The sequence below is a fragment of the Chitinimonas sp. BJB300 genome (genome assembly GCF_002735695.1).
In the GTDB taxonomy this organism is placed as follows: Bacteria; Pseudomonadota; Gammaproteobacteria; order Burkholderiales; family Chitinimonadaceae; genus Chitinimonas.
The window spans coordinates 1-25,579 of record NZ_PDZH01000052.1 but is presented as its reverse complement, the minus strand read 5'-3'; the positions used below and the strand labels follow the sequence as shown (position 1 = coordinate 25,579).

Genomic DNA, 25,579 nt, shown 5'->3' with positions numbered 1-25,579 from the left:
TTGCGCTATCAGTCCAGCAAGCGTGGCTCAGCCTTGATCAGAAACAGGCGGACGATGCTCCGAGTGTTCTGCGACTTGCTGCGGAAAAGACTGCCAATAAAGGGAATATCCCCAAGTAATGGGATCTTGCGTTCGGTTTCAGTATCTTCATTTTGTACAAAGCCCCCCAACAGCAGTGCCTGACCAAGGTTCAGTGTGGCCTGGGTGGCAATCTCAGCGTTCTGGATTTGTGGCAGATCTTCAGCCTGGCTAAAGGGCTTACCCTGGCGGCCATCCTGGATATTGAGCGTCAACAATACCTTGTCACCGGAGGTTTCCCGGATCATGCGCGGTGTCACCCGCATCAGCGCGCCTGCCGTAACCGATTCCAGCTTGACGTTCTTTTCGCTGCTGAGCTTGGTGTAGAAGGTGATATTGCGATCCAGCACCGCCTGGACATTGTCGAGCGTGACGACGGAAGGGCGGGAAACGATCTTGGCCTTGGATTTCTGCGTCAGCGCATTAAGCCGCGCCATGAAGCCCCCTGCATTCGATACCACCGATGAGAAGCTGTCCGAGCCTAAACCGCTATCGGCATTGAAGCTGACGCTGCCACCGCCGATACGTGCCGATGCAGCCCAGTCGATACCCAGTTGATTGATATCCGAGGCATCCACATCAATGATGGCGACTGAAATCTCGACCAGGGTAGGGCGTTGATCGAGCTTGGCGATGAGATCGTTGTACAATCCCATGTTCTTTTTTCGATCGCGAATCAGCACCGCGTTCTGTCGTGGATCGGCAGCAAAGGTAGGCAGGGCACTGGTGTCGGTAGGGGCGGGGCCTTTGTTGTCGGCCAGCGGCAGCGCCTTTCCCTGAGCCATTTCGCGCAAGACCGACACAACGCCGGGTACGACAACATTCTGGCTGCGATAGCTGTAGCTGGTATCGCCTGCGCTGGCGTATTTCAGTGCATAGACATCGACCGCTTCTTTGTTCTGCTCCTGATTGAGATTTTGCTCATCAAGTTGCTTGGTCAGCTCCTGTATGCGTAACAGACAGACGGGTACACCGGCAATTTGCAGGGAGTTGGCATTGCCTAGGGGCCGCACCTGGCAAGCCTGGCCGTCGAGCAGGCCGCTTTGGGTGATCAGTTTGACCAACGCATCTGCACCCAGGTAGTTGGGCGACAGCAAGGCGCTACTGATTTCCTGGGCTTTGTAGATATAAAGCGTGTTGCCATCAAAGTACGGCAATAGCTGGTAAAGTCGGGACAATTCGGACAAAGCTCGACCCGCGGGTTTGTCCACCAGCGTGCCGGCATAGTCCTCCTCGATTTTGGGGCTCACCACGACTGGCAAGCCATAGTTGGCGCCTAAATCGCGTAATACATTGGCAAGCTTGCTACCGCGGCTCGACACGAAATATGGCTCACCGCGCCAGGGGATCGGTAGCGCGAGCGTTGTTACCGACAGTAGGCTGCAGACGGTAGCGATAAGGCGGATACTGAATGGCTTCATGCGTATCTCCCATCCATGGGTAAGGGAGCAACGTCCGGTAGCGGGTCTTGTGACAGTAAGGCGGCAAGCGCCTGCTGTTGTTTCAGAAGCAGGTCCAGTTCGATATCGAGTAATAAGGCGGGATAACGCCGCAGCAGCCAAAGGCGGCCCTCATTGATGTAGAGGGTGTCATCTGCCGCTTCGGGCGTAGCTGCCAGCAGCAAGCAGACAGCTGATGCTTGTTGCAAGGGTTTGTCGATCACCAGTGCGACGGTGAGCCCGCTTGGAAATGCCCGCGCACGTAATTGGCGCTCCCCTAGTTGGCCATGGAGCGGCGCACTGCGCAGTTCAGGCAGGGGAATGGCCAGACGCCGGGCTAACCAGGCAAGCGACCGATAGGGGTCAAGTTCATGTTTCATGGCCTAGATACTGCCTCTGCAACCCAAAACCGAGCATCCGGTCTTGACCTGAATTGCTATAACGGTAGATGACTGAATTACTGCGTGACCCTAAATATGAGCTTGATATCTTTTGCCAAATTGCGTGTGTTGATTGTTGAGGACCACTCATTACTCATTGACGGCCTCCGCAATTTGTTAGCGGCTCAAGGTCGATATGAGGTAGTGGGCGAAGTAACCGATGGATTACAGGTATACGAAGCTTGCCAGCGCCTGGAGCCTGATCTGATCCTGCTGGATCTGTCTTTGCCCGGTATGGATGGCATAGATGTCATCCATCAACTGCATAAACGCTGGGAAACGTTACGTATCGTCGTCGTCACGGCCTCCAATGAAGAACACCGTGGTCGTGCTGCGCTGGCTGCGGGTGCGCTGGCCTATGTGCTCAAGCAAAGCCCACAGCAGGTTTTGCTGGCTGCTTTGCAACACGCTGTGCTGGGTAAGGCTTTCATTGATCCGGCGCTCAAGCTTGATTCAATCGCCGAACCCGAAGTGGCGGCCGGGGAAGCCGCACTTACCTTGCGTGAGCGACAAGTGCTTAAGCTGGTAGCCGAAGGTAAGCGCAATCGTGATGTGGCCGAACTGTTGTCGATCAGCCTGAAAACCGTTGAAACCCATCGGTTGAATTTGATGCGCAAGCTGGATGCCCATAACGCGGCGGAATTAAGTAGTTGGGCGCGCCGATTGGGTTTGACGGAGTTCTGAGCTCAGTTAAAAACGCGTTCAATGCTGTATCGCCGACGCGCAGCAGACATTGAACAGGCTTTTAGCGAGGTGTCTGTTGCCCCAGGTTGGATTCCACACTGTCAATCAGTTGACCAAACGCCAGCCAATCGTCTTCGCTGAGCGCGTCGCCTTCGAGTAGATGAATCTCCCATTGCTCTGCTGCTTCGCTCACAAGCTCAAGCCCCGCTTGGCCTGCCAGTCCTTTCAAGCTGTGAAGCAGTTCCAGCGACTGTCCGCGATCACCGTTTGCAATAGCACGCCCCAATGCCTGATGGCGCTCGGCCAGATCGTGCTTTAGCCGTACCAACACGTGTTTTTCGCGACCCAGTATCGGCACCTGCATGCCGGCGTTGATCGCCAACTCTATGCCGCGCGCCAGCTGCAGGTCGGCAGCGAACTCGATGGCTTGTGCCAGGACGGCAGGTACGATCGGTTTGGTCAGGTATTCATTCAAACCCAAGCCCAGCAGGCGCTCCCGTTCTCCGGGCTGGGCATTGGCTGTCAGCGCAATGATGGGGCAGTCGGGGTCAAGCACACTCCCTGCGTCATCCCGCCAACGTGCGACGGTTTCTACGCCACTCAGGCCCGGCATGCGCATGTCCATCAGCACCAGGTCGAAGATTTGCCGCCGCCCTAGCTCAAGCGCTGCCATGCCGCCGGAAGCCTCGCGGGTCAGATGGCCTTGTTGGCGCACCATCCGGCCGATGATGTCCCGATTGGTATCCACATCATCCACCACCAGTATCTTGAGAGACCAGGGGGAGGGAGAGGGTTCAGCCCCGATAGACAGGCGCTCGGCTTCGCCTTCTACATTCAACTTTTGCCTTAGCCTGGCCGGCAGGTAGGCCAACTCAGGCGCATCAAGTTTTTCGTTGTATCCCACTTCCGGGCGATAACCCCACTGCGCCAGCTGATGATGTAAGCGTGCCGGCGCTATGATGATTCCGCCAGACATCGGTACTTCGATAGCAGCCTCACGCAACGGTAGTGTCAGTACGAAATAGGCGCCTGGCTGGTTATCCTGCAGCAGACGAAGGTCACCGCCCAGTAGTTTGGCCAAGCTGTGGGCGATGGGTAGTCCCAGCCCACTGCCGGCGGTATGGACGACCACCTGTTGGAAAGGGGCAAACACTTGGCGTTGTTTATCTGGGGGAATGCCCGGCCCCGTATCACGTACGGCAAAAAACACTTGATCATCCTGACACCAGGCAGACAACTTGACTTCACCCACACTGGTGAATTTGACGGCATTGCCAAGCAGGTTGATCAGAATCTGCCGCAACCTTAGGCCATCGGTACGCAGGGTGCGTGGAAACGCGGCGGCAATGTCCACAGTCAGCGTCAGGCGCTTGTTGATTGCCGGCGCTTGTATGGTGAGCATGACCTGGTCGACCAACTCAAGTAAATCCACGGGCAGCGGCGTGACCACCATTTGCCCGGATTCAATGCGGGAGAAGTCCAACAGATTGTTGATGATTTCCAGTAGATGCCCTGAACAGTTGATGGCTGAATCGATCAGGTCATACTGATTACCATCGCAATCCGTCTTTTGTAGGAGCATCAGTGCACCCACGATGCCATTGAGCGGAGTACGGATCTCGTGGCTGATGCTGGTGATCTGTTCGCTCTTGTTGGCGCTGGCCCGCTCGGCTAGTTTCTTGGCCTGGTCGAGTGCACTGGTGCGTTCCGCCACCTTGGCTTCCAGCTCGGCATACTGCGACTTTACGGCGTCGAGCAGATGGTTGTAGGCCCGGGCGATCTGCCCCAATTCGTCTCGTCGGTACTCGGGCAGACGGGCGTACTGATTGACGACGGTATGGGCATCAATGGTGACCACAAAGGTCTGGAGGGTGCCGCCAAGGCTGCGTTGCAGCACATAGTAAAGAAGGGCCACCAGCAATATCAGGGTAATCACTGCAATGGGCAGCCGTTTTTGCAGGCTGGACAGCGCTTCATCAGTCAGCCTGGATGAAGGGTAGAGCTGAACAAAGCGCCAGCCCGTAGACTTGATCTGTATGCACTGCGTATGTACGCCGTTGATGCGCCGCCCTCCTTCATCGATGCAGTTGGGCAGGCGGGAAAGCTCTCCTGAGAGCGCTCTGGCCAATGGAGGTTGTGGTAATAACGGGTGATTCTGTGCATCCAGCCATGCTTCTTCAGTGCCCGGCACGTTATTGGCATCGTTGCCAAATGATTTGGAAAGCTGCACGGTCAGCCCAACGAGTGCACCGCTGCCTGGGTCCAACGCCCCTACCGACACCCGCCATCCATTATCACCGTTTGAATATGGCTTTCCCCAAATCAAGCCACGGTAGGGTATCGCGTGACGTAATAGCGCCAGTTGGTCGAGGTAGTGCTTTCTGCGAACCTCGTTGTCCTTGGATTGGTGCAACGCCACGCCGGTATCAAGTAGTACAAAGGTATCGACAATATGGCCGATTCCGCTGGCGCCGAATGCTTCGACAAATGATTGGGCCTTGGACACCAAAGGGTCATCCAACTGCGTGGCATCCGGTGGGATGAACTCAGATGCAAGGTATTGAAAACAACCGTTGGCGTCCCCGCGGGGCGATGTCTGCCAGGAGTGCAACAAGGTACGCACATCGCGGGCTACGAATGCCAGATTATCAGCTTCCTGTTGTGCCCGATTCTTGGTCTGGACATTCAGCATTTCCTCCAGCGAAGCGCGGGCTTCTTTGAAGTCTAGAAATAAGCTGATCGAGGTTGTGATGATCCAGAACAGGACCATCGCCGCACTGAGGACAAGGCTGAGGCGAAAGGGCAGCGACGTTTTCCATGGCGGATATTTCATGCAAGACTCCAGGGCAAGGATGCATCGCGGCACCGGGCTTGGGATCTGTTGACATTGACGCTACGGATATTTCGCGGCATCCATCCGTTATATCCCTGCACTATTGCGGGGGTTTCGGTCCACTGGTAAACAAATGCAACAGCCGGTTCATGTCCTGCCAACCCGGATTAGGGACTGGTGCAGCATGTTTTGCAAGCCGCGGGGGTGCCGTCACAGGGCCGAACAGTGTCCGTGGTGCGCTAGCATTCCCCTTGAAGTCTGCATAATAGGCCAGCACCTTGCTGACATACTGACGCGTTTCGGCATAGGGTGGAATTTGGTCTGCATAGCGCGCCACCGCGCCTTCCCCCGCGTTATAGCCTGCCAGCGCCAGGTCTATCCGGCCATCAAAGCGTTGTATCAACCACTTCAGATAAGCTGCGCCAGCCTCAAGATTTTCGCGTGGTTGGTTCAGCTCCGTCTTGCCGAATCGGCGGCCGGTTGCCGGTAATACCTGCATTAACCCCACTGCGCCCTTATGCGATAAGGCATCGGATTGATAGGACGATTCGGCGCGAACGACCGCATGCATCAGCAGCGGGTCGACTGCGTATTGTGCGGCGACATCCGCAATCAGAGGCCCATATTGCTGCGCGGCGGGGCCGAGCAAGGAAGGTTTTCCTGGTTTTGTGGCGGTTACCGTTGACGCTTGGGGTGGCGTGACGGGTAGCGTTGCGGGCGTGGGCAAGGCACTGGCTACGCCTTTTCCCTGCCCGTTATCAGCGGGTACTGAATACCATTCCAATGCTGCGGCATTAACCTGCGATGTAATACACAACAGACAGCCGATGCCTATTGCACTGTGTAGATGGTGTCTTAGGGTTTGCCTGCGTTTAAAGATTGGCATCGTCGGCCTCCATCTGTTCCTGGATCAACCGCAGTACCTGTGCCACTGCCTCAAACAATGGCTCGGGCACGTAGTCGCCCGGTTCGGTGCTGGCGATCAGCGCGCGCGCCAACGGTACGTTCTCTACTACCGGTATGCCGAATTTCTCGGCCAGCGCCACGATTTGCAAAGCCCGTGCATCACGCCCGTAGTCAAGCACCACGGGTAAGGGGGTTTCATCTGGCACATAGCTCAGGCAAACGGCGATATGGGTTGGATTTCGCACGACGACCGACGCACCCGATACCTTGCCGGCAAGGCTGCCGCTTTGCACTTCACGTTGTAACTCGCGCCGCCGCTGCTTGATTTCGGGGTTACCTTCCGAATCCTTGTACTCCTGCTTGATGTCTTCATGCGACATCATCAATTGCCTCCTTAACTGGTAATACTGCATGCCATAGTCCGCGACGGCAAAAACCGCGGTGGCGATCAGCAATACCGCCCACATCCATTGCGCCAATTGCACGCAAACGGCAAATCCGGCCGTCAGCCCGGCCTGCGGCAGATGGCTGAAAGAGGGTGCATAGCGGTTGATCAGGTAGGCAAAGGTCAAGCCGAGCACGGACACCTTCAATACCATCTTGGCCAGCTCGAAAAGGCTGTGCAGCGACACCATCTGTTTCAGGTTGTTGAGCGGGTTAATCCGGTCGGCGGATGGCTGCAGGGCTTCTGGCGCAACCAGAAAACCTACTTGAAGCATACTGGTTAGCGTCAGCGACACGACCAATAGACCTGCAAGACCAAATACAAAACGAATTATGATTGCGGCCAATTGGTTGGTCAGTTGCGCCAGCGCATCGCCCAGCGGCTGCGTACAGACCAGAATGGCGGTGTCGAGGCTGCCTCCCAATGCGGCTTGCAACGATGGGCCTTCCACCATCAACCACAACAGAATCAATCCAAGCTGTACGGTGGCGTTGATCTCCTGGCTCTTGACTACCTGACCTCGTTGTCGGGCATCGCGCAGCCGTTTCGAGGTGGGTTGTTCGGTTTTTTCGCTCATCGTGCCGGCTCCAGCATCTGTACAAGGCCGCCGTCAAAATGGAGGAAACGGTTGATTACATCGGTGAAGCCGAACTGGATACTGATAATCAGCATCAGAAGGACCACCACGCTCTTGATGGGCATGGATAGAGAAAACACATTGAGCTGCTGTACCGACCGGTTGAGCAGTCCCAAGGCGAGATCGACGATGACGATCATGACCAAGGCCGGCATGGCAAAACCCAGCATCAGCGTGTAAAGCGTCTGCCATTCTCTTATCAGAAAGGGCACGAATTGCTTTGACCAATGCCAGCTATCGCCAGGCGGTAGTAAAACGTAGGAATGGAAAAGCGAATCAAGTAGTGCGCGAAAGCCACCCAAGACCAGGAAAAGCACGGTGACAAGTTGCGAAAACAACGCGCCGAGGGGAGATGACTGGCCGCCAGCGAGCGGATTGAACACGCCCGCCATCGAGGCGCCGCGCAAGGTGTCGAGCACAAAGCCGGCCATATCGACAGCCCAGAACGGAATAGCGGCGGAAAATCCCATCATCAACCCGATAACCAGTTCACTGGTCATCAACATCGCATAACTGCCGCTCGCCAGCACGGGATCGGGTAGGGTCATGGGCAGCAGCAGGGGCAATATCGGAAAGGTCGCCATCAGCGCCAGTGCATTACGGATCAGCGACCCACCCAGGGCGGTTGGGCTGAACAGCGGCACCATCAGCATCACGCCCAAAGGCCGCATCATGGCGATGCCCAGCAGGGGTAGCCAGCGCATCAGCTCTTCCATGTCAGGTGCCCATGCGCGAGATCAGCTCGAAGCTGCGCGCGGTATAACGCAGCAATACCTCACCCATCCAGTGGTAGGTGGCTGCCAGCGTGATACAGGCTGCCACCAGCTTGAGCAGAAAGGACACGGTTTGGTCCTGCACCTGTGTCAGTGCCTGCACGAAGCTGACCAGCACACCGACGACAGACGCCACCACCACGACCGGTAGCGAGAGCGCAAGAACCAGCCATAACAGTTCGCTGGCCAGATGGATGATCAGGGCTTCTCCCACGGCATCACCTCACTGGTAGGAAAGCAGAAGTTGGGTCAACAGCTTGTCCCAGCCGCCAATCAGTACAAACACCAGTAGTTTGAATGGCAGCGAGATCGTCATCGGCGACACCATCATCATGCCCATGGCCAGCAGCACATTGGAAATGATCAGGTCGATGGCGATGAAGGGCAGGAACAGCAGCAGCCCGATCTTGAAGGCTTCGATCAGCTGGCTGACGGCGAAGGCGGGCATTAGCAGCAGTAGCGAGTCTTCGCTGATGCGGTCGCGGTAGGTAGGTGGCCAGTTTTTTCGGGCCACATCCCGGAAGAAATGCAATTGCGCGGGCGCGGTGTGTTTTTTCAGGAAGTCACGGTAAGGATTCAGTGTATCGCTGTTGACGCGTGACAGCAGGCTGGCCTTGGGTTCGGCGGGCGAAGCGGCCATGCGGTCCTGCACGGCCATACCGACGGGAGCCATGATGAAAAAGGTCAGGATGAGCGCAAGGCCGTAGAGCGCGATATTCGGCGGAATCTGTTGAACGCCCAGGGCATTACGCAGTAGCGAGAAAACGACGGCCAGCTTGAGAAAGGACGTACCCATCACAACCAGTAATGGCAGTAGCGATAATACCGCCAAAAGGGTGATGAGTTGTACGGATTGGTCGCCCAGTTCCATGGCGCGCTCCTCCACTTGAGATGGCGCCATTGTCTGCAAACCGGTCTCGTTGCCCTATCCGGCCAACACCTGAATCCTACATATGCTGCACCCATAGCGATATTGTCTGGGAACCAAAGGGAGCCCCACAAACCCTTAGGCTACGAAGCAGCGTTTTTTGTGGTGCCACCCTCACCGGTAATTGATCGCAAATGGCGGCCTGCCAAGCATTGAGGTTATGTTTCCTATGTCTTGAGGCGGTACTTGATTTGCCTCGGAAAGCAGTTTGACGTGTTCATAAGTGGGATGTCGGCAGAACCTAAGGTATTTACCGGATGGGTAAGCTTTGCCGACCGCGCCAAGATGCAGCCATCGTCAACAAGGAGATGCTGCGCCATGGATCTGCAATGGCAAAGACAAGGTGAATACTGGCTGCGCCTGCTGGAGGTGAATGCCGTTCAGGTTGCGCCTCATATGGCGGTGAGTATCGGCGAAGATTCGCTGTACCTGGAAATGCAGTCCGGCCGTACGTTGATATCGGCAGCCCGTCCGGTGGAGGCACACCTACGCCAAGTAGCGCTGCTGCAAATGCTGGGCTATCTGCAACCTGAAGTCAGCCACGGCTTGCCCATGCGCACTTGGTTGGCGCAGGGCCGTATCTGGCTTTCGGTGATGGCTCCGGCTGGTAGCGAGGCAGAACTTTGGGCCTCTCTCAGCAAGTTGCAACGCCGGCTGCTGGACCGCGTTATGGGAAGTGGCCATGTCCACTCTGAATAAGTGGCTGCATCGCCTGCAGTCGCGCCAGGATGTGGTGCTGGCGGCCATCCTGTTGCTGGCGATCTTCATGATGATCGTGCCATTGCCAACGCTGTTGGTGGATGTGCTGATTGCCGTGAACCTGACAATGTCGATCATGTTGCTGATGATGGCTGTGTATATCCGCGAACCGATGGAATTCTCGGCTTTCCCCGCGGTATTGTTAATTACCACGCTCTACCGGTTGGCGCTGACCATCAGCACCAGCCGCCTGATCTTGCTGCAGCATGATGCCGGCGAGATTGTCTACACCTTCGGTAATTTTGCGGTCGGCGGCAGCCTGGCGGTTGGCTTGATTGTGTTCGCCATCATCACCGTCGTGCAGTTCATCGTGATCACCAAGGGCTCGGAACGCGTTGCCGAAGTGAGCGCCCGTTTTTCGCTCGATGCCATGCCTGGCAAACAGATGAGTATTGATGGCGACATGCGCGCCGGCACCATTGATGCCGCCGAGGCACGCCGCCAACGTCAATTGGTGCAAAAAGAGAGCCAGTTGTACGGCGCGATGGATGGTGCGATGAAGTTCGTCAAGGGTGACGCCATTGCCTCCATCATCGTAATCCTGGTCAACATCTTCGGCGGTATTGCCGTTGGCGTGTTCATGCACGGCATGAGCGCCAGTGAAGCGTCCAGTACTTATGCCATCCTTTCGATAGGCGATGGCCTGATTTCGCAAATCCCCGCGCTGCTGATTTCGATCGCTGCCGGCATTATTGTTACCCGCGTGCCGGGTGAGGAGCGCCGCAATCTGGCGGCTGAGGTTTCCGCACAAGTTTTGCGTCAACGCAATGCGCTTTGGATTGTTTCGGCAGTACTGGTGCTGTTCGCCTGCTTGCCGGGCTTCCCTGTTCTGATTTTCCTTGCATTGGCCGGCATGATTGCGGGCACGGCCGGCTGGTTGTCACGTCGCGCTGCTAAAGATGGTGGCCGCACCGTTGCCGATGACGAGCGCGAAAGCGAAGGCGGGGCGGGTAGCACGGCTGCCATGATGCCGGTTGGCGCTTTGCCCTTGTTGCTACGTGTCCATCCCGATCAAATACGTGATGGCCAGTTGGATAGCGCGCTAGCGGCTTTGCGGCGCGACAAATTGGAGCGGCTGGGCCTGCCATTGCCGGAAATCATCGTCCATGGCGATGCCAGCCTGGAACGCGATGAAATCAATTTATTGTTGTATCAGGAGTCTGTCCTGAGTCTGCATCTACGGCCGCAATGGCTGGTGGATATCGACAGTGGGCCTTTACCGCAGGCGGTTGCCTATGACGTGCTGCCATTTGGCGGGTTGAAGCTGCAATGGGTAGCCGCCGAGCAGGCCAGCAGTCTGACAGCAATTGGCGTCCGCCTTTATCACGACTCTGAGCGCGTGGTGTATGTGGTATCGCTGGCGCTGGACCGATACGCCGTGGAGTTGATTGGGGTACAGGAAGCCCGTTATCTGATGGACCAGATGGAACAGCGCTATGGCGAACTGGTCAAGGAGTTGCAACGTCAGCTTCCCAGTGGCCGTATCGCCAATGTATTGCAAAGATTGGTGGCTGAAGGGATATCGATCCGTGACCTGCGCGGTGTATTTGAGGCGCTGGTGGAGTGGGCCCCGCGTGAGAAAGACCCTGTCATGTTGACCGAGTACGCACGTTTGGCGCTACGACGCCATATTGTCGGGCGTCACCGGCATGGACCGGGTTGGATCAACGCCTGGGTGATCGGCAGCCATATAGAACAGACCATCCGAGAGTCGATCCGCCAGACCTCGGCCGGTTCGTATTCTGCACTCAGTAGTGAAGAAAACCAGACCATCGTTGCACAGATTGACGCTGCCTTGGCGCAGCCGGGGCATTCCACTGCCGTGTTGGTCACTGCCATCGATGTCCGCCGTTTCGTACGTAAATTGATCGAACGGGAACACTTCAATGTGTCAGTACTGTCGTTTCAGGAAATCGGTGATGAGGCCGAACTGAAGGTACTGGGCCACATTGAATGGATTGGAGATGAACATGCGCCTGCCTGATTACCAAGCCATTCTTGCTGCGCTTGAACCTCCCACTTTTACGCGGACTGTGCATATAGGCGAGCGTTATGAGGGACGGTTGAGTGAAGTCAGTTCCACGCTGTTGCGTGCCCATTTACCCGGCGCTGCGCTGGGTGAGCTTTGCGAGGTGCAGGGCATGGGCATGGCCGAGGTGATCGGCGTCAATGGCAATGACATTCTGCTTTCCCCCTATCGCGAGCCGCTTGGCGTGTCGACCGGCATGCTGGTGCAGCCAAGCGGACACCGTGCCGAATTTGGTGTCGGCGATGCGGTGTTGGGCCGCGTGTTGGATGCATTAGGGCAGCCGATTGATGGGCTGCCTGCACCTACCGTGACGTCATGGCGCAGTGTTGACGCGGATCCACCCGACCCAATGCAACGTGCCGTGATTTCGGAGCGATTTCCGGTGGGCGTGCGCGCCATCGATGGCATGCTCACCTGCGGCCTTGGTCAGCGAGTCGGCATTTTCGCGCCGGCGGGCTGCGGCAAGAGTACGTTGTTGGGCATGCTGTGTGCGGGTAGTAAGGCCGATGTGGTCGTGCTTGCGCTGGTGGGGGAGCGTGGCCGAGAAGTACGCGAATTTCTGGAGCGCGTCTTGACGCCGGAAGATCGGGCCCGCAGCGTCGTCATCGTCGCCACATCCGACCGCCCAGCATTGGAACGACTCAAAGCGGCATCGACAGCCACTGCGATTGCCGAGCATTTTCGCGATCAGGGCGCCAATGTGTTGCTGCTGGTGGACTCGCTCACCCGCTATGCGCGTGCAGTGCGGGAAATCGGTTTGGCTGCTGGCGAACCCATTGTTGCTGGAGGTTATCCGCCCAGCCTTTATGCACGTCTACCACGGTTGCTGGAGCGTGCAGGGCCGGCGGCAAAGGGCAGTATCACAGCCTTTTATACCGTATTGATGGAAGACAAGACCGACCCATTGGCCGAAGAGGTACGTTCACTGCTCGATGGCCATATTGTGCTTTCGCGTAAACAAGCCGAAGCCAATCATTTTCCTGCGATTGATGTGCTGGCGAGTGTGAGCCGCGTCATGTATCAGGTGACACCTGCATCGCATCGCGATGCGGCTGCGCATTTGCGCCACCTATTGGGGCTATGGGAAGAAATTGAGTTGCTGGTGCGAGTTGGTGAATACAAGCCGGGGCAAGATGCTGAAGCCGATGAGGCTATGCAGCGACGTCATCAGATCGAGGCGTTTTTGTGCCAACCGGTGGATACCTTGAGTGACTACGCCAGTACGCTTGCCGCATTGGGCGAAGCAGTGGGTTTGCCATGCTGAACCGCTTGCTCAAACTCAAACAGCGGCGCGAGCAAAGCTTGCGTGTGTGGCTGGTGCAGTTGGCTGCTGATGATGCGCGGCTGGCTGCCAGGCAGACGGCGGTGCTGGATGCCCGGCGGGAGTTACAGGGAGCATGGCGCGCGTTGGCCGCTCACAGCGGTCAGTTCAGCCAGTCAGCGCTTGAACAACTCCGCAGCGAGCTTGCCTGCCATGAGCGTCAGGATGAGAGCCTGCAAAATCAACTCGATAGTTTGGTGTCCGAGCGGCTACAGCTGGCGCAGACCCGTGCAGAACAAGAAGGCATGTTGCGCAAGAATTTGCGCGAGCAGGAAAAACTTCGGCTGTTAATCGGAGGACAACAATGAAGCCCATCACCTTGCAAGACCGTGACCCCCGCCACAGTGGCACCAGTTCCCAGCAGGTCGATGCCCGTGCAAGTGCACGCTTCCGGCAGTTGCTGGATACCACGCCGGATAACTTGAATGCGTGGACGCCCTCCGCACCGGTGCATGCAGATTTGCCGGCAGACCCGGGCGACGATGCTGCCATACGCAACGGTGTGATGCGGCGCGATCCTATCAGCCATGCAGCGCCTGCTTTGGCGCCAAAACTGCCTGATAGCCAGTCAATGGCGCTACGTACCTTAACAGGGCCGCTGGCGGGACTGGTCGTTCAGGCACGGATGAGTGGTGATCGGCTGACGCTCAAATTAATCACGCCATCGGCTGAATTGGCTGAACGCATGACGGCTAATCAGGATACGCTTGCCAGCGCGCTCGGTGTGACGTTTGGCTTTAGTGTGACGCTGGAGGTGGAGTATGACGCCACATGCTGACACCTGGACAACGCTGCATCTGAGCCGGTTGGACGCGTGTTTCGTCGGGGATGGTTATGCATTGGCCTGTGGCTATCAGGCTGCCGGCGGTAAGGGATTGCGGCTGGACACCGAAACCGATGGCACGCCGCTCTCGTTCTGGATACCTGAAGTGGAGTGGTGCGCATGGCTTGCCCCCCAGTTGGCGCTGCCCAGTTTTGCCGCGGCGCCTGTTGAATATCATGAGGTACTGGCTACCCATACGCTTGCGCGCCTGAATGACTTTTTGAGCGCCAATGGTCTGCCCGCCTGTGGTGCTGCCCGCATAAGCCCGGCGGCCCCACCTGCCGAGCCATGCTGGCGTTTGCTGTTCAGCGAGGGGGCACGTTGTTTACCACTATATGTGATGAGTGGGTCGATCAGATGGGTTGACGCGGTACTTGCCGCACTTCCCTCTGATTCGCAGCAGACTCGGATCTTGGCGTTGTCATTGGGTTGGGTGCTCGTACCCCGCGCGGAGTGGACGACGCTAACTGCTGGCGATGCACTGCTGCTGGAAGGGGCGGACGATGCACTCTCCCTATTTTGGTTGAACGGCCCGCAAAATCTCGGCCGCTTGCGGCTTGATGAGACGGGCAATGCGGAAGTTGCCTATCTGGCAAGCGCTGCGGTTGCTACCCCGCCTCATTTGATACGTCTGGACGCTGAAATCGGTACTGCCGCCATATCCTGTACTACTTTGGCTGACTTCCGGCCGGGCCTTAATTTGCCGCTGACCTGTATCCGGCATCCCGAAATACGCTTGACGCATCGTGGCAAGACATTGGCCTTGGGTCAATTGCTGCAGCTTGACGATGGTTTGGCCATACGCTTGAGCGCTATCGCCATGCCGCGCAGCAAAACCTGACCACAGCACACAACGCCTTCCCATCCCCCCGAGTCGCTAAGAATCTGCTTACGATCTTACTGCGCAGCTGTGATCTAGATGGGTTCTAAGTGTTCAGGCCTTAGTGTGTAGCCCGTCTTCGGGTTGGCGTGCTATCCCAAATCCCTACATAGACTCTGGCGCTGTTTGTTCTCAAAGGACAGGCAAGCGCTGGTTGCGCCTTTTCCTAATGCTTTGAGCAGGTTCTCAGGCGTGGAAGATCGCCGACGGGACTGGGTGTTTTCCGGATATCCACCTGTGCGCCAAACTAAAAACATCACAAATAGCTATTTACACGTGAATTTGGCTCAGGTGTGTGCGCGAATGTGAAAGAACGTAGCAAAACACGCAAGCCTGCTTGTCAGTGCAGCCTTAGCATTCAATCCAACAGCTAAGCACCTGACATGACAACCAAGGAGATAATTGTGGCAACAAATTCCGCTCTTGCCCTGAAGCAAATGATGCAGGACCTGCAATTGAAGCGGGAGGCGCTGAGCGAGCAGCTCACCGCCTTTCATACCCTGCAGGAAGAAGTAGGTGTGCTTCGGCAGAAAGCCCCTACTGATCCTTTGGCACGTATGCGTCTGGATAAGTTGGGCCATGCCATGCAAGGCGAATTGGGCTCTCTGAACCAACGTATCATCGATGGTTTGGAGCAGTTGCAATCGCATTTTCAATCGCTTGAACAGTCGTTCAAGCAAACCGGAGAAGGTGCTGCCACATCGGCGACAGCCCCCCAATTGGCCAAGCCTACTTTTGGCCGCCAGTTCATCTGAGCAATTCACCTAGGAGTATTCATCATGTCTATGTTAGTTAACACCGCTACACCCGGACTAGGTTCTGTGGGTGATTATGGCAATTTTCTTAATAACAAGGCAGGAAGCGGTGACTCGATCATCTCCGGCGGTATTGAAGTTTTATACAAGTTCATGACGCTGTTCTCTGATCTGGCCCAAGGTAAATACGACCAGATGAGTGTCAAGGCAGATCGTTCACGTAATTCGCAGGAAGCGGCCAATCAGGTTGATTCGAAGATTGCCGAAATAGATGACCCCAAGAAGGGGGCGGACTTACCCGATGTAGTGATCAAATATATGCGCGAGCACAATATTACAGTCATGGGTAAGAGTATTGATGACTACCTGGACAGCATTGGCCACAAGGATGGTAAAGGTTTGAAGAAGGGTGATCTCGATTCCATCAAGGGTGCGCTTGAGTCAGATTCTGGTCGCTGTTCCGACTTTGTCTCACAAGCTCAATTGCAGATTCAGAAAGTCATGCAGTCCTACAACGTCTGCGTGAGTCTGATTAACAGCATGCAAACGTTGCTTGCTGAAATGTGCAATAAAATCGCACAAAACATTCGCTGAATAATCTGCTGGGCGCTTTCGTGTGCTCGGTGGTTTTTCCTAAGGGTAGTCCCATGCAAGACGATTTCGACACATTGCGCGATTTTTTGGCTCAGGGCGGTACCTTGCAGGCACTGGTAGATATCGACCCGGCGGACCTGGACAAGCTTTACGCCTACGCCTGCCAGCTTTTTGATGCCGGTGACTATGAAGCAGCCAAGCGCTTTTACCTGATGCTTGCGCGGCTGAGCCATTGGCAATTTGACTACTGGCTTGCATTGGGGCTGGCTTGCCAGCGACTCAATGAACACGAGGAAGCATTGTTCAGCTTTGGCCAGGCAGGTTTACTGCGGTTGGATGATCCGCGCCCACCGTATCTGTCTGCCCTGAGTTATCAACTGACCAACCGGTCCGAACATGCCCAAAAAGCATTTACCGCTGCAAGCAGGTGCTGTGGTAGTAAGCCGGAATACGCCGCTTTCAAGGCGGAGTTGCTACGCGAGAAAGCAACCCTTTCCGCACAGGAGATCTGACCATGGATTCCATTATTAGTCTGACCGGGACGGGGGCCTCCCGCGTACTGGATACCGATGAAGGCACAAAAACGGCTGCATCCAACCGCTCGGTTGGAGCGGGTGCATTGGACCCCATTACTCCGCCACCCCAGCGCGATGCAGGCAAGTCTGCCGGTAGTCAGTTTCTTACACCGCCAAAGCCGCGAGACCCGGTTGTGTTGCGTGCAGCCGAAGCAGCCCTGAACCGCATCTTGCAACCCTTTACCAAAGATGCGACGGGCAAGTCGCTTACCCTGGCGGACATTGAACGCACGCCAATGGATGCAATGACGCTTGCTGCATCATTGCTGGGCGTAAAGGCCCTGGGCGATACGGCCAATCTCAAATCGCTTGCACTGGAAATACGCACCAAGGGTGTCGAGGCGGTTCGGCTTCGTCAAAACGAAGACCTGCGCAAGGAAGTCGACAAATCCATTGAGGATGCTCAAAAAGCCCAAAAGGCGGGGATTATCGGGGCGATATTGGACTGGGTTATTTCCATCGCGGAAATCGTCAGCGGCATCGTCAAGATTGTGACGGGGGTATTGACCGGTAACGTTGGCAGTGTTGTCGGTGGGGTAATGGACTTGTCTGCAGGTGCTGCTGGGATAGTCAAGGCGATTTGTGAAACTGCCGCCTTGATCGATCCAAAGAATGCAGAGAAATACAAGGCGGTGGCTGAGGTTGCAGGCAAGGTGCAGCTAGCCTTTGAAATGGCCGGCATGTTTGTCGATGCGCTCAGTGTTGGCCGCGGCATGATGGCTGCCAGATCGGCCGTCAAGGGCACGGAAGCTGTTATGGTTGCGGGCTCGGGCGAGGCGCTGAAGCAGGCAATGAAGATCGGCGGAGAAACCGGCAAGCAGGCAGTCAGCAATGTCGCAAGTGCTGTTGGCAAGGCAGTTGCCGATCAGGCTGCAGCGCAAGTACTGAAGGAACTGACAGAGAAGACGGTAAAGAACATTCTTACCCAGGGGCAGTTAGTACAAGCCTTCAGCAAGTCCGCCATCGAGCAGATGGTGACGCGTGCAGTCGAAGGCGTTGCCAAGAGCGCGGCAAAGTCGGCAGCCGAGATCACAGCAGAATCCCTGACGCGCGAAGTAGTAAAAGCCGTGCAACGGGAAGTTGTTGAAGCTGCTGTCAAGGCTTGCATCAAGAGTTCCGCCAACATCGGCAAGGCAGTTGTGCGTGCTGGGGCTACAGGCGTCAATGGGATTGCACAGGGCGAAATTCGCCGCGAACGCGCCGAGCTGCAAGAAATGGTGCAGCAGTTGATAGCAGAAGGCAACTTCATGCAATTCCTGATTGATGAATTCGAGAAGCTGAAAAAGCAAGTCAATAACGATATTCGCAGCTTGCTTGATGGTGCTGGCAAAGCAATCTCTGGTGGTGCTGAGTCGATTCAGAAGAATGGCGCCGTCCTTGGCAATATCGCCAACAGCATCGTTTAATTTTCTTAGCCGGGTGCCTTGTGTACCCCAGGAGTCAGAATCATGAGTACGAACATCAATGCTATTTCTACCCCGACCAACATTTCCCCTTTAAATGTAAACGATACGCAGGCTGGTGCTGCGCTAGATGTGATCAATGATCTAATGGTGAAGTTGGGTAGCCTGTTGGGCAAAATGCGCGATCTGATGCGTGAATACAACCAGCTACTAAACTCGAACACCTTCAAAATGCAGCAAACTTCCTTCAACACACGGATGGAAGGCATTCAGAAAAACTTCGAGGCCCAGCAGCACGCGGCTATAGGCCAAATCCTGGGTGGTATGGTGGAAATGGGTGGCGGCATGCTTGCCGGTGGGATGCAGAACCAAGCGGTCAGTTCGATTAGCTCGGGTATGTCAAATATCTCCCAAAGCAGCTTTAAGCTTGACGCTGCTGCGCTCTCGCGTGATGGAGAAGTCGACCAGGCCAAAGCTGAGTTTCAGCACGGCCTCGCCGATGCCATGCTCAAGCGTAGCGACGAGATATTGGCAAAGGTGACCGACATTCAAACGCAGATGAGAGAGATGGTAAAGATGGTGGTTGAGGCCTATGAACGCCTTGCATCATCTGTGCGGTAGTCAAAGGGGACAAGACCATGGATGCTGTGACCCGCTTTTTGCAGTCTGAAGGACTGCAACCCACTGCACGCAACTTTCTTGGCACTGACTTTCCACTGGGCCATGTGGTTGAAACCGAGCACTTCTCGTTGACTTATCGTCTTGATGGCAATCGGCTGGTGTTGTGTGACTTTGCCGGACGTGAAGATGATGCAGGGTCGGTATTGAGCGTTTTGTCGTTATTACGCCGTATGACAAAGCGTGTGCCGGAGATTGCGGTTATCGACGCCATGATTCTGTCAGCGCCAAACGATGCTGCGCTTGACCGTGCACGGCGCCGTCTGACCGATGTAATGGTGGCAGAAGGTGCGCAGCCTATTTTTCTTGATGACGCATATTGGCTTCGCTACACCTGCCATTGAAAGATAGGGGGCGTAAAAACGCCCCCTACATAAAGGCGCAACAACCGTTCGTGAGTTGTGCTGCAAATATGAAAAGTAGGGGTGTTTTCCGTAAGCAGATAGGTGCCTGAGCGACTTAATCTTTTGTTGACGCTTGGTTGCTTAGGTTTGCCTATCAGAAAGATCTGCAATGGAAACTACCTTGAATACTGAAGCCATTACTCAGCAATGCCTGGAAATACTTAACGGAAGGCAAACCTTGGCTGACGTTGCTGGTCTGGACGCCAATGCGCTGGAGGCAATCTACAGCCGTGGCTATGCAGCATGGGAGGCTGGGGATATTGACGCTGCTACCGCCGACTTTGGTTTTCTTGTCCTGCACCAACCTCTGGATCGTCGCTTTCATTACGCTTTTGCCAGTGCTTTGCATCGCCAGGGTGAATTGATGCACGCATTGACCATTTACGGTTATGCGGCGGCAATGCAAGCCAACGAACCAGGCGCTATTTATCGAATTGCCGAGTGTTTGTATGAGCTAGGTGAAATAGAAGCAACGCGTGACGCACTCGATGCCGTTATTGCCCTGTGTTATGGCCAGCCGGAAAATCGTGAGTTTGGCGCGTTATTGCAGCACGCCCGCGCTTTTTTGATCCGGATCAACGATTAAATAAATGGGGTGGTATTAAACCCTGAGTATTCAAGCCTTACCGATGCAAATAAAATCTGACTCAGCATAGGCGTTGATAAAGCCTTCATAAACTGCCCCATGTTACCTTTACTAAGGAGCAAGCCAAATGGGAGAGACAGTAAGTATTCGCAACTACGGCACCTTTACACCTGCAGCCAGCAACATTAGCAGTGCGGTGAGTAACAGAAGGGAAGTCGCGGCGACCAGGGAGCTTGATTCAATTCTTCAGATAGCAAAGCCGAAGACTGCCAGTGTTGCTACCCAGACTTCCGTTTCGCTGCCTGCTGTGATGGAAGATGCGTCGATGGCTGCGGAAAAAGCCGAGAGCTGTGGCGTGGACCTTGCCCGCCGTGGTTTCATGGTTAAGCTTTGTGGTTTGGCCATTGCGGGTTTAGGGCTTGGTATTGCGGTGGCCGTTACCGCGCTCACCGCTGGTGCGGGTACGCCGCTGCTTGTGCTTGCCGGCGTAGGATTTGCTTTGGCCCTGGCTGACACCAGTTGTGCCTTGTATGACTGGCGTAGCAGAGCTGGTGGCGGTACCGGGCTTCCCATGGAAGGAAATGCCATCGCCAATGGTGTCTATGTATTAGCCCGTAAGCTCAATGCCAACGAGGAAACCGCTGGAAAGGTAGCGACCTACACGTCAATGGGTGTCCGCAGCGCCTTGACTGTCGCCAATATCCTGACCGGATTTTTCAATCCTGTCAGTGCAGCCGGGAGTGTTGCACATGCCATGACTATTCTCGGTACGCTGGTTCGCCCCCTGGCGACGGAAGCTGGTGCGCTTGTGACGGGTAGCACGGTTCCATTGCAGGTCGCCAAGCAAACTGCCGATCTTGCCGCGATGGCTGCAAATACCAAACAGATGGTTGATGCGGACCATCAGCAAGAGACAGCACAGTACAAGCAGTTGATCGAGACGCTAAGGCAGGAACTGGAGAGCCTGAAAGCCAGAATGGCAGAGCGGGATATCCGGGGGCATCAGTCGCGTCCCCTGTACGGGTTTTCTACTGCCGTGTAATGCCCGAGAGCATTACACAATTTTACTGACGCTCCTGACTTCGAGCGGGTTCTTTAATAAAACCAGTTTGAAGTCCGCTGCTTGTTTGTGGTGTTTCGTTGATCTTCCAGGGCAAACCTACCTTTAGACGTGCTTGTGCTCTATCTTGCCCCCAGTTTGCAGGACTCAAAATAGACTTCTGGAACGTTTACCCATGCATGGACATAAGTCGGATGGCGTCCTGAAATAATGGCTTGTGAGTGGGGTAATCAACGGAAAACCATTCAGCAACCCTGCTTTTCCATTCACTGACTGTGTTGCCTGAAGAGAATTTCCCCGTACAATTGTCTGATAAATAAAATAGGGCAAGTACGATATCGACCGGATTGTGATAGCCCATGTGTTTGGATAAATAATCCTTTTTAAGTGCTTGTTCAATTAATGGCAGTACAGCATCTCCCGAGAGCGTTGCATTGGCTTTCTCTGGGAGGAAGCAAACGCAATAGACGGCTAAAATAGCTAGCAAAACCACCCCGACGTCGTGGGAATCATTGGTGTTGAATTTACCTGCTGAAAGTGATTGATAGACTTCAAGGTAAACTACAAATCTTTCTACCTCTCGAAGCGCGTGTTGATTGACTTCGATAAGATGAAAAATGAACTCTTGCAGTGCCCCTTTCACAATGATACTGTTTTTTAATAACGCGCTGGATTTAACGGTCGCCAAAAAATGGCTTTGGGCATGTAGTTGTGGCCCTTGTTTATTATGATTGGTTGCAGTGGGTAGCTGAAAGCGATAACGTATGAATTTATCGAGATAGCGCTGGGCATCGATCTCAGTACCGTAGCAGTGAGTGGTAGAGGCTAGTAGTTGTTGGGCATTGGCTATAAAAACAAACTTTATACCTGGCACGTCGAATAGATGCTGAATCGTCTTCAGCATCAGCATAGTAAAATGGGGCAGGCACCGATCCAGCTCATCAACAAACAACACAATGGTTTTTTTTCGAGCCGCTGCCGCCAGTAATTTCTGCAAAGCAAGAATACTTATTCGAACTTGCTCGTGGTCTTTCAGCATGGATTCAATCATGTGATCGGCCATTGCATCGCTCACTAATTGAATTTCCTTCTTCCCATTTTGCTTAGGGCTGGCAGTATATTGTTCAGAGACCCAGCTGACTGCCGTTTTCCCCAGCGTTGTTGTATCCAGACGCAGGATGGGCAAGGCTGCTTTTCTTATCTTTTCTCTGTCTTCTTCTTTTGAGAGCAATTCAAGAATCGCTGCCAGTAAAGTCAAGATAGGTGGGCCAGCATTGTCGGCATGAAAGGCGTTGATATAAACAGGACGAATTTTTGCGCCGATTTTGTTTTGACTCAGGTTAATAATATGCTTACAAAATTCAGTTTTTCCACTTCCCCATCCTCCCTCTATTAACAAAGGAGACGCTTTGATATCTTGCTCAAGAAGGGCAATTATTTTCTCTGCGATGGGGCCAAGATTAAAGTCGTCGCGCGTAGTGACATAGAATTTATCCTCATTACCCATGTAACACACTCCCGGATTGCTGCGACGAAAACAAAGCATATTCAAAGGCGAAAAACCACAGAGGGATTTTCACCTTCTTGACGTCATAACTGGCGCATAGGGCAAAGACAACTTCTACACAAGGTGAGTACATTTTGTATTGTTTATCCCTTTAGTTTCATCACTTGTCTTTGCTGATGCCTGTTCGAAACCGAGCGTAAAATTTGGTACCCCTTAAGAACCTGTTTACCACCTTACTGTGCAGCCATGATCAGGACTTATGCGCTGCTCGAAATCCTGATGCACATAAGTACATGCCGACTCTTCGCAATGCTTCATCCTGTTGACGGCCGCTAGCATCACTGCTTAGCACGGATTTCCAGGCGAAGCTTAAGCACCCTAATCTAAGGACAGCATTACCCGCCGTTTCCCTCACTGCTTTGTAGTGCAATACCTGACTTTTTTCTGTGCGCGGTAAGTAGTTTTCTGTGAGAGGCTCGCTAATCCCAGCGCACTCCCACCAGGTGCTTTCGCTAGTTGATTTGGGCCGAATAGGCGCCGCTTACCCTCCAGCATACGGGTGATGATCACCCTTGTAGCCCCTTGCCTTACGTCACGCTAATGAAGGCGTAAATGGATATGCTTGGTTGATCTCAGTGTCTTGTCTAATGCGTTGATATAAGGGAATTGCCTAGCGCGGGTACAGGGGCAAGGTGGGAACAAAATGCCTATCGACATGTCACTTTTTGGGTAGCACCCCTTTAACAAATAAAGATTTACAATGAAAAAGTCTGTCCTAGCACTCGCACTATGTCTCCAACCACTATCCATTGCCGCCGCACAGTTGGGTGATGATGTATCTGCTTTGATTGAGAAAGCCAAGGCACAGTATCGTGTCGAAACAGATGGAAGTTATATATTTCGTAATGAAGTCCAGTTATTGTTGCAAGAAAAGCGTGCAATTCAAGAAAATGGACAGCAATATATTTATTTGAATAAGCAACTGGATAAATTACTGTCGCTGGAAGCGTATACGTTGAAAGCAGACGGACGCAAGGTGGTTGTAGCTGCTGATCAGATAAAAACACAGGCAGATCCGGTATCCAGTAATGCACCTATGTTCAATGACAGTGAATACAAGGTGATAGTCTTCCCAGATCTGGATGTGGGTGATCGTATTTATTTCAAATATTCGCTTCAAAGTCAGCCTATGTTTCCGGGTTATTTTGGCGGTACCAATTTGCCGGCATTTCATCCCTATAAAGAGGCGACAATTGAATACGATATGCCTGACAGTTTGCCTTTGAAGTCAGAGGTAAAGGGTTATGTGGCGCTGCCTACTACCTCAGAGCCCGGTAGAAAGATGTACGCGTGGCGCTATGAAGCCAAGCCGAAGGATCGCATTGAGGCGGGGTCGGTTGACTATGTTGATTATGGGGACCGCCTTCAGACAAGTACATTTAAAGACTATGCAGCATTGGCGCAAGCGTATGAGCAAGGGGCGCGTGACAAAGCCAAACCGAATGAAAAAATAATCGCCTTGGCGCAGGAATTGACGCAAGGGGTAAAGGCTGAGCGTGACAAAGCTTTGATCTTGGCTGATTGGGTACGAAAGAATATCCGCTATGTAGCCATTTACCTTGGACGTGGTGGCGTGGTGCCTCATGCTGCAGAAGATATACTTAATAACCGTTATGGCGATTGCAAAGATCATACGACGTTGTTGGAGGCGCTGTTGGCGGCAGTGAATATTGATAGCACTACCGCTTTGATTAGTTTGGGTAATAGCTACCGTCTTCCTGATGTGCCGGTCGCTTTTGTGTTTAATCATGCGATAACCTATGTCCCTTCGCTGGATCTTTATATTGATTCAACGGCAGAGCCAGTGGCAGCGGGTTTTCTTAATCCCAATCTACAAGGCAAGCCCACTTTATTGACGCGTAGTGGACAAATTGCGCATACGCCCTTGACCCAACAAGATGAAACACATTCGAACATGGAGGTGACGGTTCAAAATGATGGTGTCGCAGCGGTTAAGGGATCAAAAGACGTCATTGGCGTATTTGCGGAGGTAGACCGTGTTAATTTCCAAATTACACCCGAAAACGAACGTGCCCATATGATAGAAAATATACTGATGAAAAATGGATTAAAAGGTAAGGGGCGATATACGTTAGACTTAAATCCGAGCAGTCGTGATCGGCAGCGTTTTTCTTATGATGCTACCGTAGAAAACTTTGTTGCTTTTCCGGGTACGGTTGGGTTGAATGCAGGCACAACCTTGGCGGGTGGTTTGGCGGCGACCATTGGCAGTTACATTGCCGAGTCAACACGTACGCAGCCTTTCCCTTGTGCGGCGTTTCTTGTGGAAGAAGAGGCAAATTATTCATTTCCAAAAGGCACAAAAATAGTATCGCTGCCTAAACCATTAAAGTTGGAAAATAATTACTTCCACTACAATGCCAGTTATCAGCGCCAAAACCAACAAGTCAAGATAAAAAGAATGTTGCAGTTAAAGGCAACTGGCCGGGCAGTATGTACACCGGCTGATTTTAAAGCCATGCTGCCATCAATACAGGCTATGTGGCGTGATGTGAAAAATCAGATTGTTATTGAAGGAAAATGATTTAATTGAAGGGCGAGGTTCTGTTGATTTAATTGATCAGCAGGGCACCTCGAAAAACCTCTCATCCATGGCATGATTCTTACATCCCAAAGTCAGCCCTCCCATCATGATCAAATCCAGTCTGTTTGCCAGTGAAGAACGTGAAGCCAAACTTGATCAGCTGGGCGATGCGCTGAAGGTCCTGGGGACCCATGTCGATTTTGCCGCACTGGCGGCAGACATTGACCGAGCAGCCCCTCGACCCAGCCGCGCCCGCGGCGGCCGGCCGCCGTTTCCGACCGAATTAATGGTTCGGGTGCTGCTGGTTCAGCAATTGTTCAATCTCAGCGATGAGCAGATGGAATTCCAGTTGCTGGATCGCCTGAGTTTCCAGCGCTTTGTCGGTCTACGCAGTAGCAGTCAGATTCCAGACCGTACCACCATTTGGACCTTCAAGG

26 protein-coding genes are annotated in these 25,579 nt (G+C 54.0%); 17 read left to right on the top strand and 9 right to left on the bottom strand.

Features of this window, described 5'->3' with window-relative positions; genetic code table 11:
• Window positions 1–8: 8 nt before the first annotated feature.
• Both CSQ89_RS10725 and CSQ89_RS10720 read right to left on the bottom strand, forming a co-directional pair.
• Window positions 9–1,499 carry an EscC/YscC/HrcC family type III secretion system outer membrane ring protein gene (locus tag CSQ89_RS10725; RefSeq protein ID WP_099406155.1) on the bottom strand — a complete coding sequence of 497 codons (1,491 nt, stop codon included), beginning with the start codon at window positions 1,497–1,499 and terminating at the stop codon, window positions 9–11.
• Window positions 1,496–1,897: a protein EsaB gene (locus CSQ89_RS10720; RefSeq protein WP_099406154.1), complete on the bottom strand. Its 402-nt coding sequence runs from the start codon at window positions 1,895–1,897 to the stop codon at window positions 1,496–1,498. The genes CSQ89_RS10725 and CSQ89_RS10720 overlap by 4 nt, the downstream gene beginning before the upstream one ends.
• Window positions 1,898–1,993: 96 nt before the next feature.
• Between CSQ89_RS10720 and CSQ89_RS10715 the strand changes: the two genes are divergently transcribed.
• Window positions 1,994–2,641: a two component system response regulator gene (locus CSQ89_RS10715; RefSeq protein WP_099406153.1), complete on the top strand. Its 648-nt coding sequence runs from the start codon at window positions 1,994–1,996 to the stop codon at window positions 2,639–2,641.
• Between the two features lie 61 nt (window positions 2,642–2,702).
• Here CSQ89_RS10715 and CSQ89_RS10710 read toward each other — a convergent pair whose 3' ends face one another.
• From CSQ89_RS10710 to sctR, 6 genes are all read right to left on the bottom strand, one after another.
• A complete protein-coding gene (locus CSQ89_RS10710) occupies window positions 2,703–5,474 on the bottom strand; it encodes a two component system sensor kinase (protein WP_099406152.1) in 2,772 nt (923 codons plus the stop codon).
• Window positions 5,475–5,574: 100 nt separating this feature from the next.
• Window positions 5,575–6,360 carry a lytic transglycosylase domain-containing protein gene (locus tag CSQ89_RS10705; RefSeq protein ID WP_099406151.1) on the bottom strand — a complete coding sequence of 262 codons (786 nt, stop codon included), beginning with the start codon at window positions 6,358–6,360 and terminating at the stop codon, window positions 5,575–5,577.
• A complete protein-coding gene (locus CSQ89_RS10700) occupies window positions 6,347–7,402 on the bottom strand; it encodes an EscU/YscU/HrcU family type III secretion system export apparatus switch protein (protein ID WP_099406150.1) in 1,056 nt (351 codons plus the stop codon). Before CSQ89_RS10700 ends, CSQ89_RS10705 begins: the two co-directional genes overlap by 14 nt.
• The gene (gene sctT / locus CSQ89_RS10695) at window positions 7,399–8,166 is read right to left on the bottom strand and encodes a type III secretion system export apparatus subunit SctT (protein ID WP_199065425.1); all 768 of its coding nucleotides are present in this window, start codon (window positions 8,164–8,166) and stop codon (window positions 7,399–7,401) included. Before sctT ends, CSQ89_RS10700 begins: the two co-directional genes overlap by 4 nt.
• A gap of 13 nt (window positions 8,167–8,179) precedes the next feature.
• The gene (sctS, locus tag CSQ89_RS10690; RefSeq protein ID WP_099406148.1) at window positions 8,180–8,449 is read right to left on the bottom strand and encodes a type III secretion system export apparatus subunit SctS; all 270 of its coding nucleotides are present in this window, start codon (window positions 8,447–8,449) and stop codon (window positions 8,180–8,182) included.
• Between the two features lie 9 nt (window positions 8,450–8,458).
• A complete protein-coding gene (sctR, locus tag CSQ89_RS10685; protein ID WP_308418141.1) occupies window positions 8,459–9,136 on the bottom strand; it encodes a type III secretion system export apparatus subunit SctR in 678 nt (225 codons plus the stop codon).
• Window positions 9,137–9,481: 345 nt separating this feature from the next.
• Between sctR and CSQ89_RS10680 the strand changes: the two genes are divergently transcribed.
• The 14 genes from CSQ89_RS10680 to CSQ89_RS10615 all read left to right on the top strand — a co-directional run bounded on the left by CSQ89_RS10680 (window position 9,482) and on the right by CSQ89_RS10615 (window position 21,012).
• A complete protein-coding gene (locus CSQ89_RS10680; RefSeq protein ID WP_099406146.1) occupies window positions 9,482–9,862 on the top strand; it encodes a type III secretion protein in 381 nt (126 codons plus the stop codon).
• Window positions 9,846–11,906, top strand: a complete 2,061-nt coding sequence (locus CSQ89_RS10675; RefSeq protein WP_099406145.1) for an EscV/YscV/HrcV family type III secretion system export apparatus protein — start codon at window positions 9,846–9,848, stop codon at window positions 11,904–11,906. The genes CSQ89_RS10680 and CSQ89_RS10675 overlap by 17 nt, the downstream gene beginning before the upstream one ends.
• Complete coding sequence (locus tag CSQ89_RS10670; RefSeq protein ID WP_099406144.1) at window positions 11,893–13,215, top strand: FliI/YscN family ATPase; 1,323 nt, start codon at window positions 11,893–11,895, stop codon at window positions 13,213–13,215. Before CSQ89_RS10675 ends, CSQ89_RS10670 begins: the two co-directional genes overlap by 14 nt.
• Window positions 13,209–13,580, top strand: coding sequence for a hypothetical protein (locus tag CSQ89_RS10665; RefSeq protein WP_099406143.1), 372 nt, complete (start codon window positions 13,209–13,211; stop codon window positions 13,578–13,580). Before CSQ89_RS10670 ends, CSQ89_RS10665 begins: the two co-directional genes overlap by 7 nt.
• Window positions 13,577–14,050, top strand: coding sequence for a hypothetical protein (locus tag CSQ89_RS10660; protein ID WP_099406142.1), 474 nt, complete (start codon window positions 13,577–13,579; stop codon window positions 14,048–14,050). The genes CSQ89_RS10665 and CSQ89_RS10660 overlap by 4 nt, the downstream gene beginning before the upstream one ends.
• On the top strand, window positions 14,034–14,936 hold the full coding sequence (locus tag CSQ89_RS10655) for a hypothetical protein (protein WP_099406141.1): 903 nt from the start codon (window positions 14,034–14,036) through the stop codon (window positions 14,934–14,936). The genes CSQ89_RS10660 and CSQ89_RS10655 overlap by 17 nt, the downstream gene beginning before the upstream one ends.
• A 443-nt stretch (window positions 14,937–15,379) precedes the next feature.
• Window positions 15,380–15,730: a hypothetical protein gene (locus tag CSQ89_RS10650; protein ID WP_139022873.1), complete on the top strand. Its 351-nt coding sequence runs from the start codon at window positions 15,380–15,382 to the stop codon at window positions 15,728–15,730.
• A 24-nt stretch (window positions 15,731–15,754) separates the two neighbouring features.
• Complete coding sequence (locus tag CSQ89_RS10645; RefSeq protein ID WP_199065422.1) at window positions 15,755–16,324, top strand: secretion protein EspA; 570 nt, start codon at window positions 15,755–15,757, stop codon at window positions 16,322–16,324.
• 53 nt (window positions 16,325–16,377) lie between these two features.
• Window positions 16,378–16,836, top strand: a complete 459-nt coding sequence (locus CSQ89_RS10640) for a SycD/LcrH family type III secretion system chaperone (RefSeq protein WP_099406139.1) — start codon at window positions 16,378–16,380, stop codon at window positions 16,834–16,836.
• A gap of 2 nt (window positions 16,837–16,838) precedes the next feature.
• Window positions 16,839–18,305, top strand: coding sequence for a type III secretion system translocon subunit SctE (gene sctE / locus CSQ89_RS10635; RefSeq protein ID WP_099406138.1), 1,467 nt, complete (start codon window positions 16,839–16,841; stop codon window positions 18,303–18,305).
• 42 nt (window positions 18,306–18,347) lie between these two features.
• Window positions 18,348–18,923, top strand: coding sequence for a hypothetical protein (locus tag CSQ89_RS10630; protein ID WP_099406137.1), 576 nt, complete (start codon window positions 18,348–18,350; stop codon window positions 18,921–18,923).
• Window positions 18,924–18,940: 17 nt separating this feature from the next.
• Complete coding sequence (locus CSQ89_RS10625; protein ID WP_099406136.1) at window positions 18,941–19,324, top strand: type III secretion protein; 384 nt, start codon at window positions 18,941–18,943, stop codon at window positions 19,322–19,324.
• A 181-nt stretch (window positions 19,325–19,505) separates the two neighbouring features.
• Window positions 19,506–19,970, top strand: a complete 465-nt coding sequence (locus CSQ89_RS10620; RefSeq protein WP_199065419.1) for a BTAD domain-containing putative transcriptional regulator — start codon at window positions 19,506–19,508, stop codon at window positions 19,968–19,970.
• A 127-nt stretch (window positions 19,971–20,097) separates the two neighbouring features.
• The gene (locus CSQ89_RS10615) at window positions 20,098–21,012 is read left to right on the top strand and encodes a hypothetical protein (RefSeq protein WP_099406134.1); all 915 of its coding nucleotides are present in this window, start codon (window positions 20,098–20,100) and stop codon (window positions 21,010–21,012) included.
• A 187-nt stretch (window positions 21,013–21,199) separates the two neighbouring features.
• Here the strand turns inward: CSQ89_RS10615 and CSQ89_RS10610 are convergent, their stop codons facing one another.
• Window positions 21,200–22,537 carry a KAP family P-loop NTPase fold protein gene (locus CSQ89_RS10610; protein WP_158228959.1) on the bottom strand — a complete coding sequence of 446 codons (1,338 nt, stop codon included), beginning with the start codon at window positions 22,535–22,537 and terminating at the stop codon, window positions 21,200–21,202.
• 760 nt (window positions 22,538–23,297) lie between these two features.
• Between CSQ89_RS10610 and CSQ89_RS10605 the strand changes: the two genes are divergently transcribed.
• Both CSQ89_RS10605 and CSQ89_RS10600 read left to right on the top strand, forming a co-directional pair.
• Complete coding sequence (locus CSQ89_RS10605; RefSeq protein WP_099406132.1) at window positions 23,298–25,142, top strand: DUF3857 domain-containing protein; 1,845 nt, start codon at window positions 23,298–23,300, stop codon at window positions 25,140–25,142.
• A 106-nt stretch (window positions 25,143–25,248) separates the two neighbouring features.
• Window positions 25,249–25,579, top strand: a 331-nt coding sequence (locus CSQ89_RS10600; protein ID WP_143747066.1) for a transposase, incomplete at its 3' end; no start/stop codon positions are given.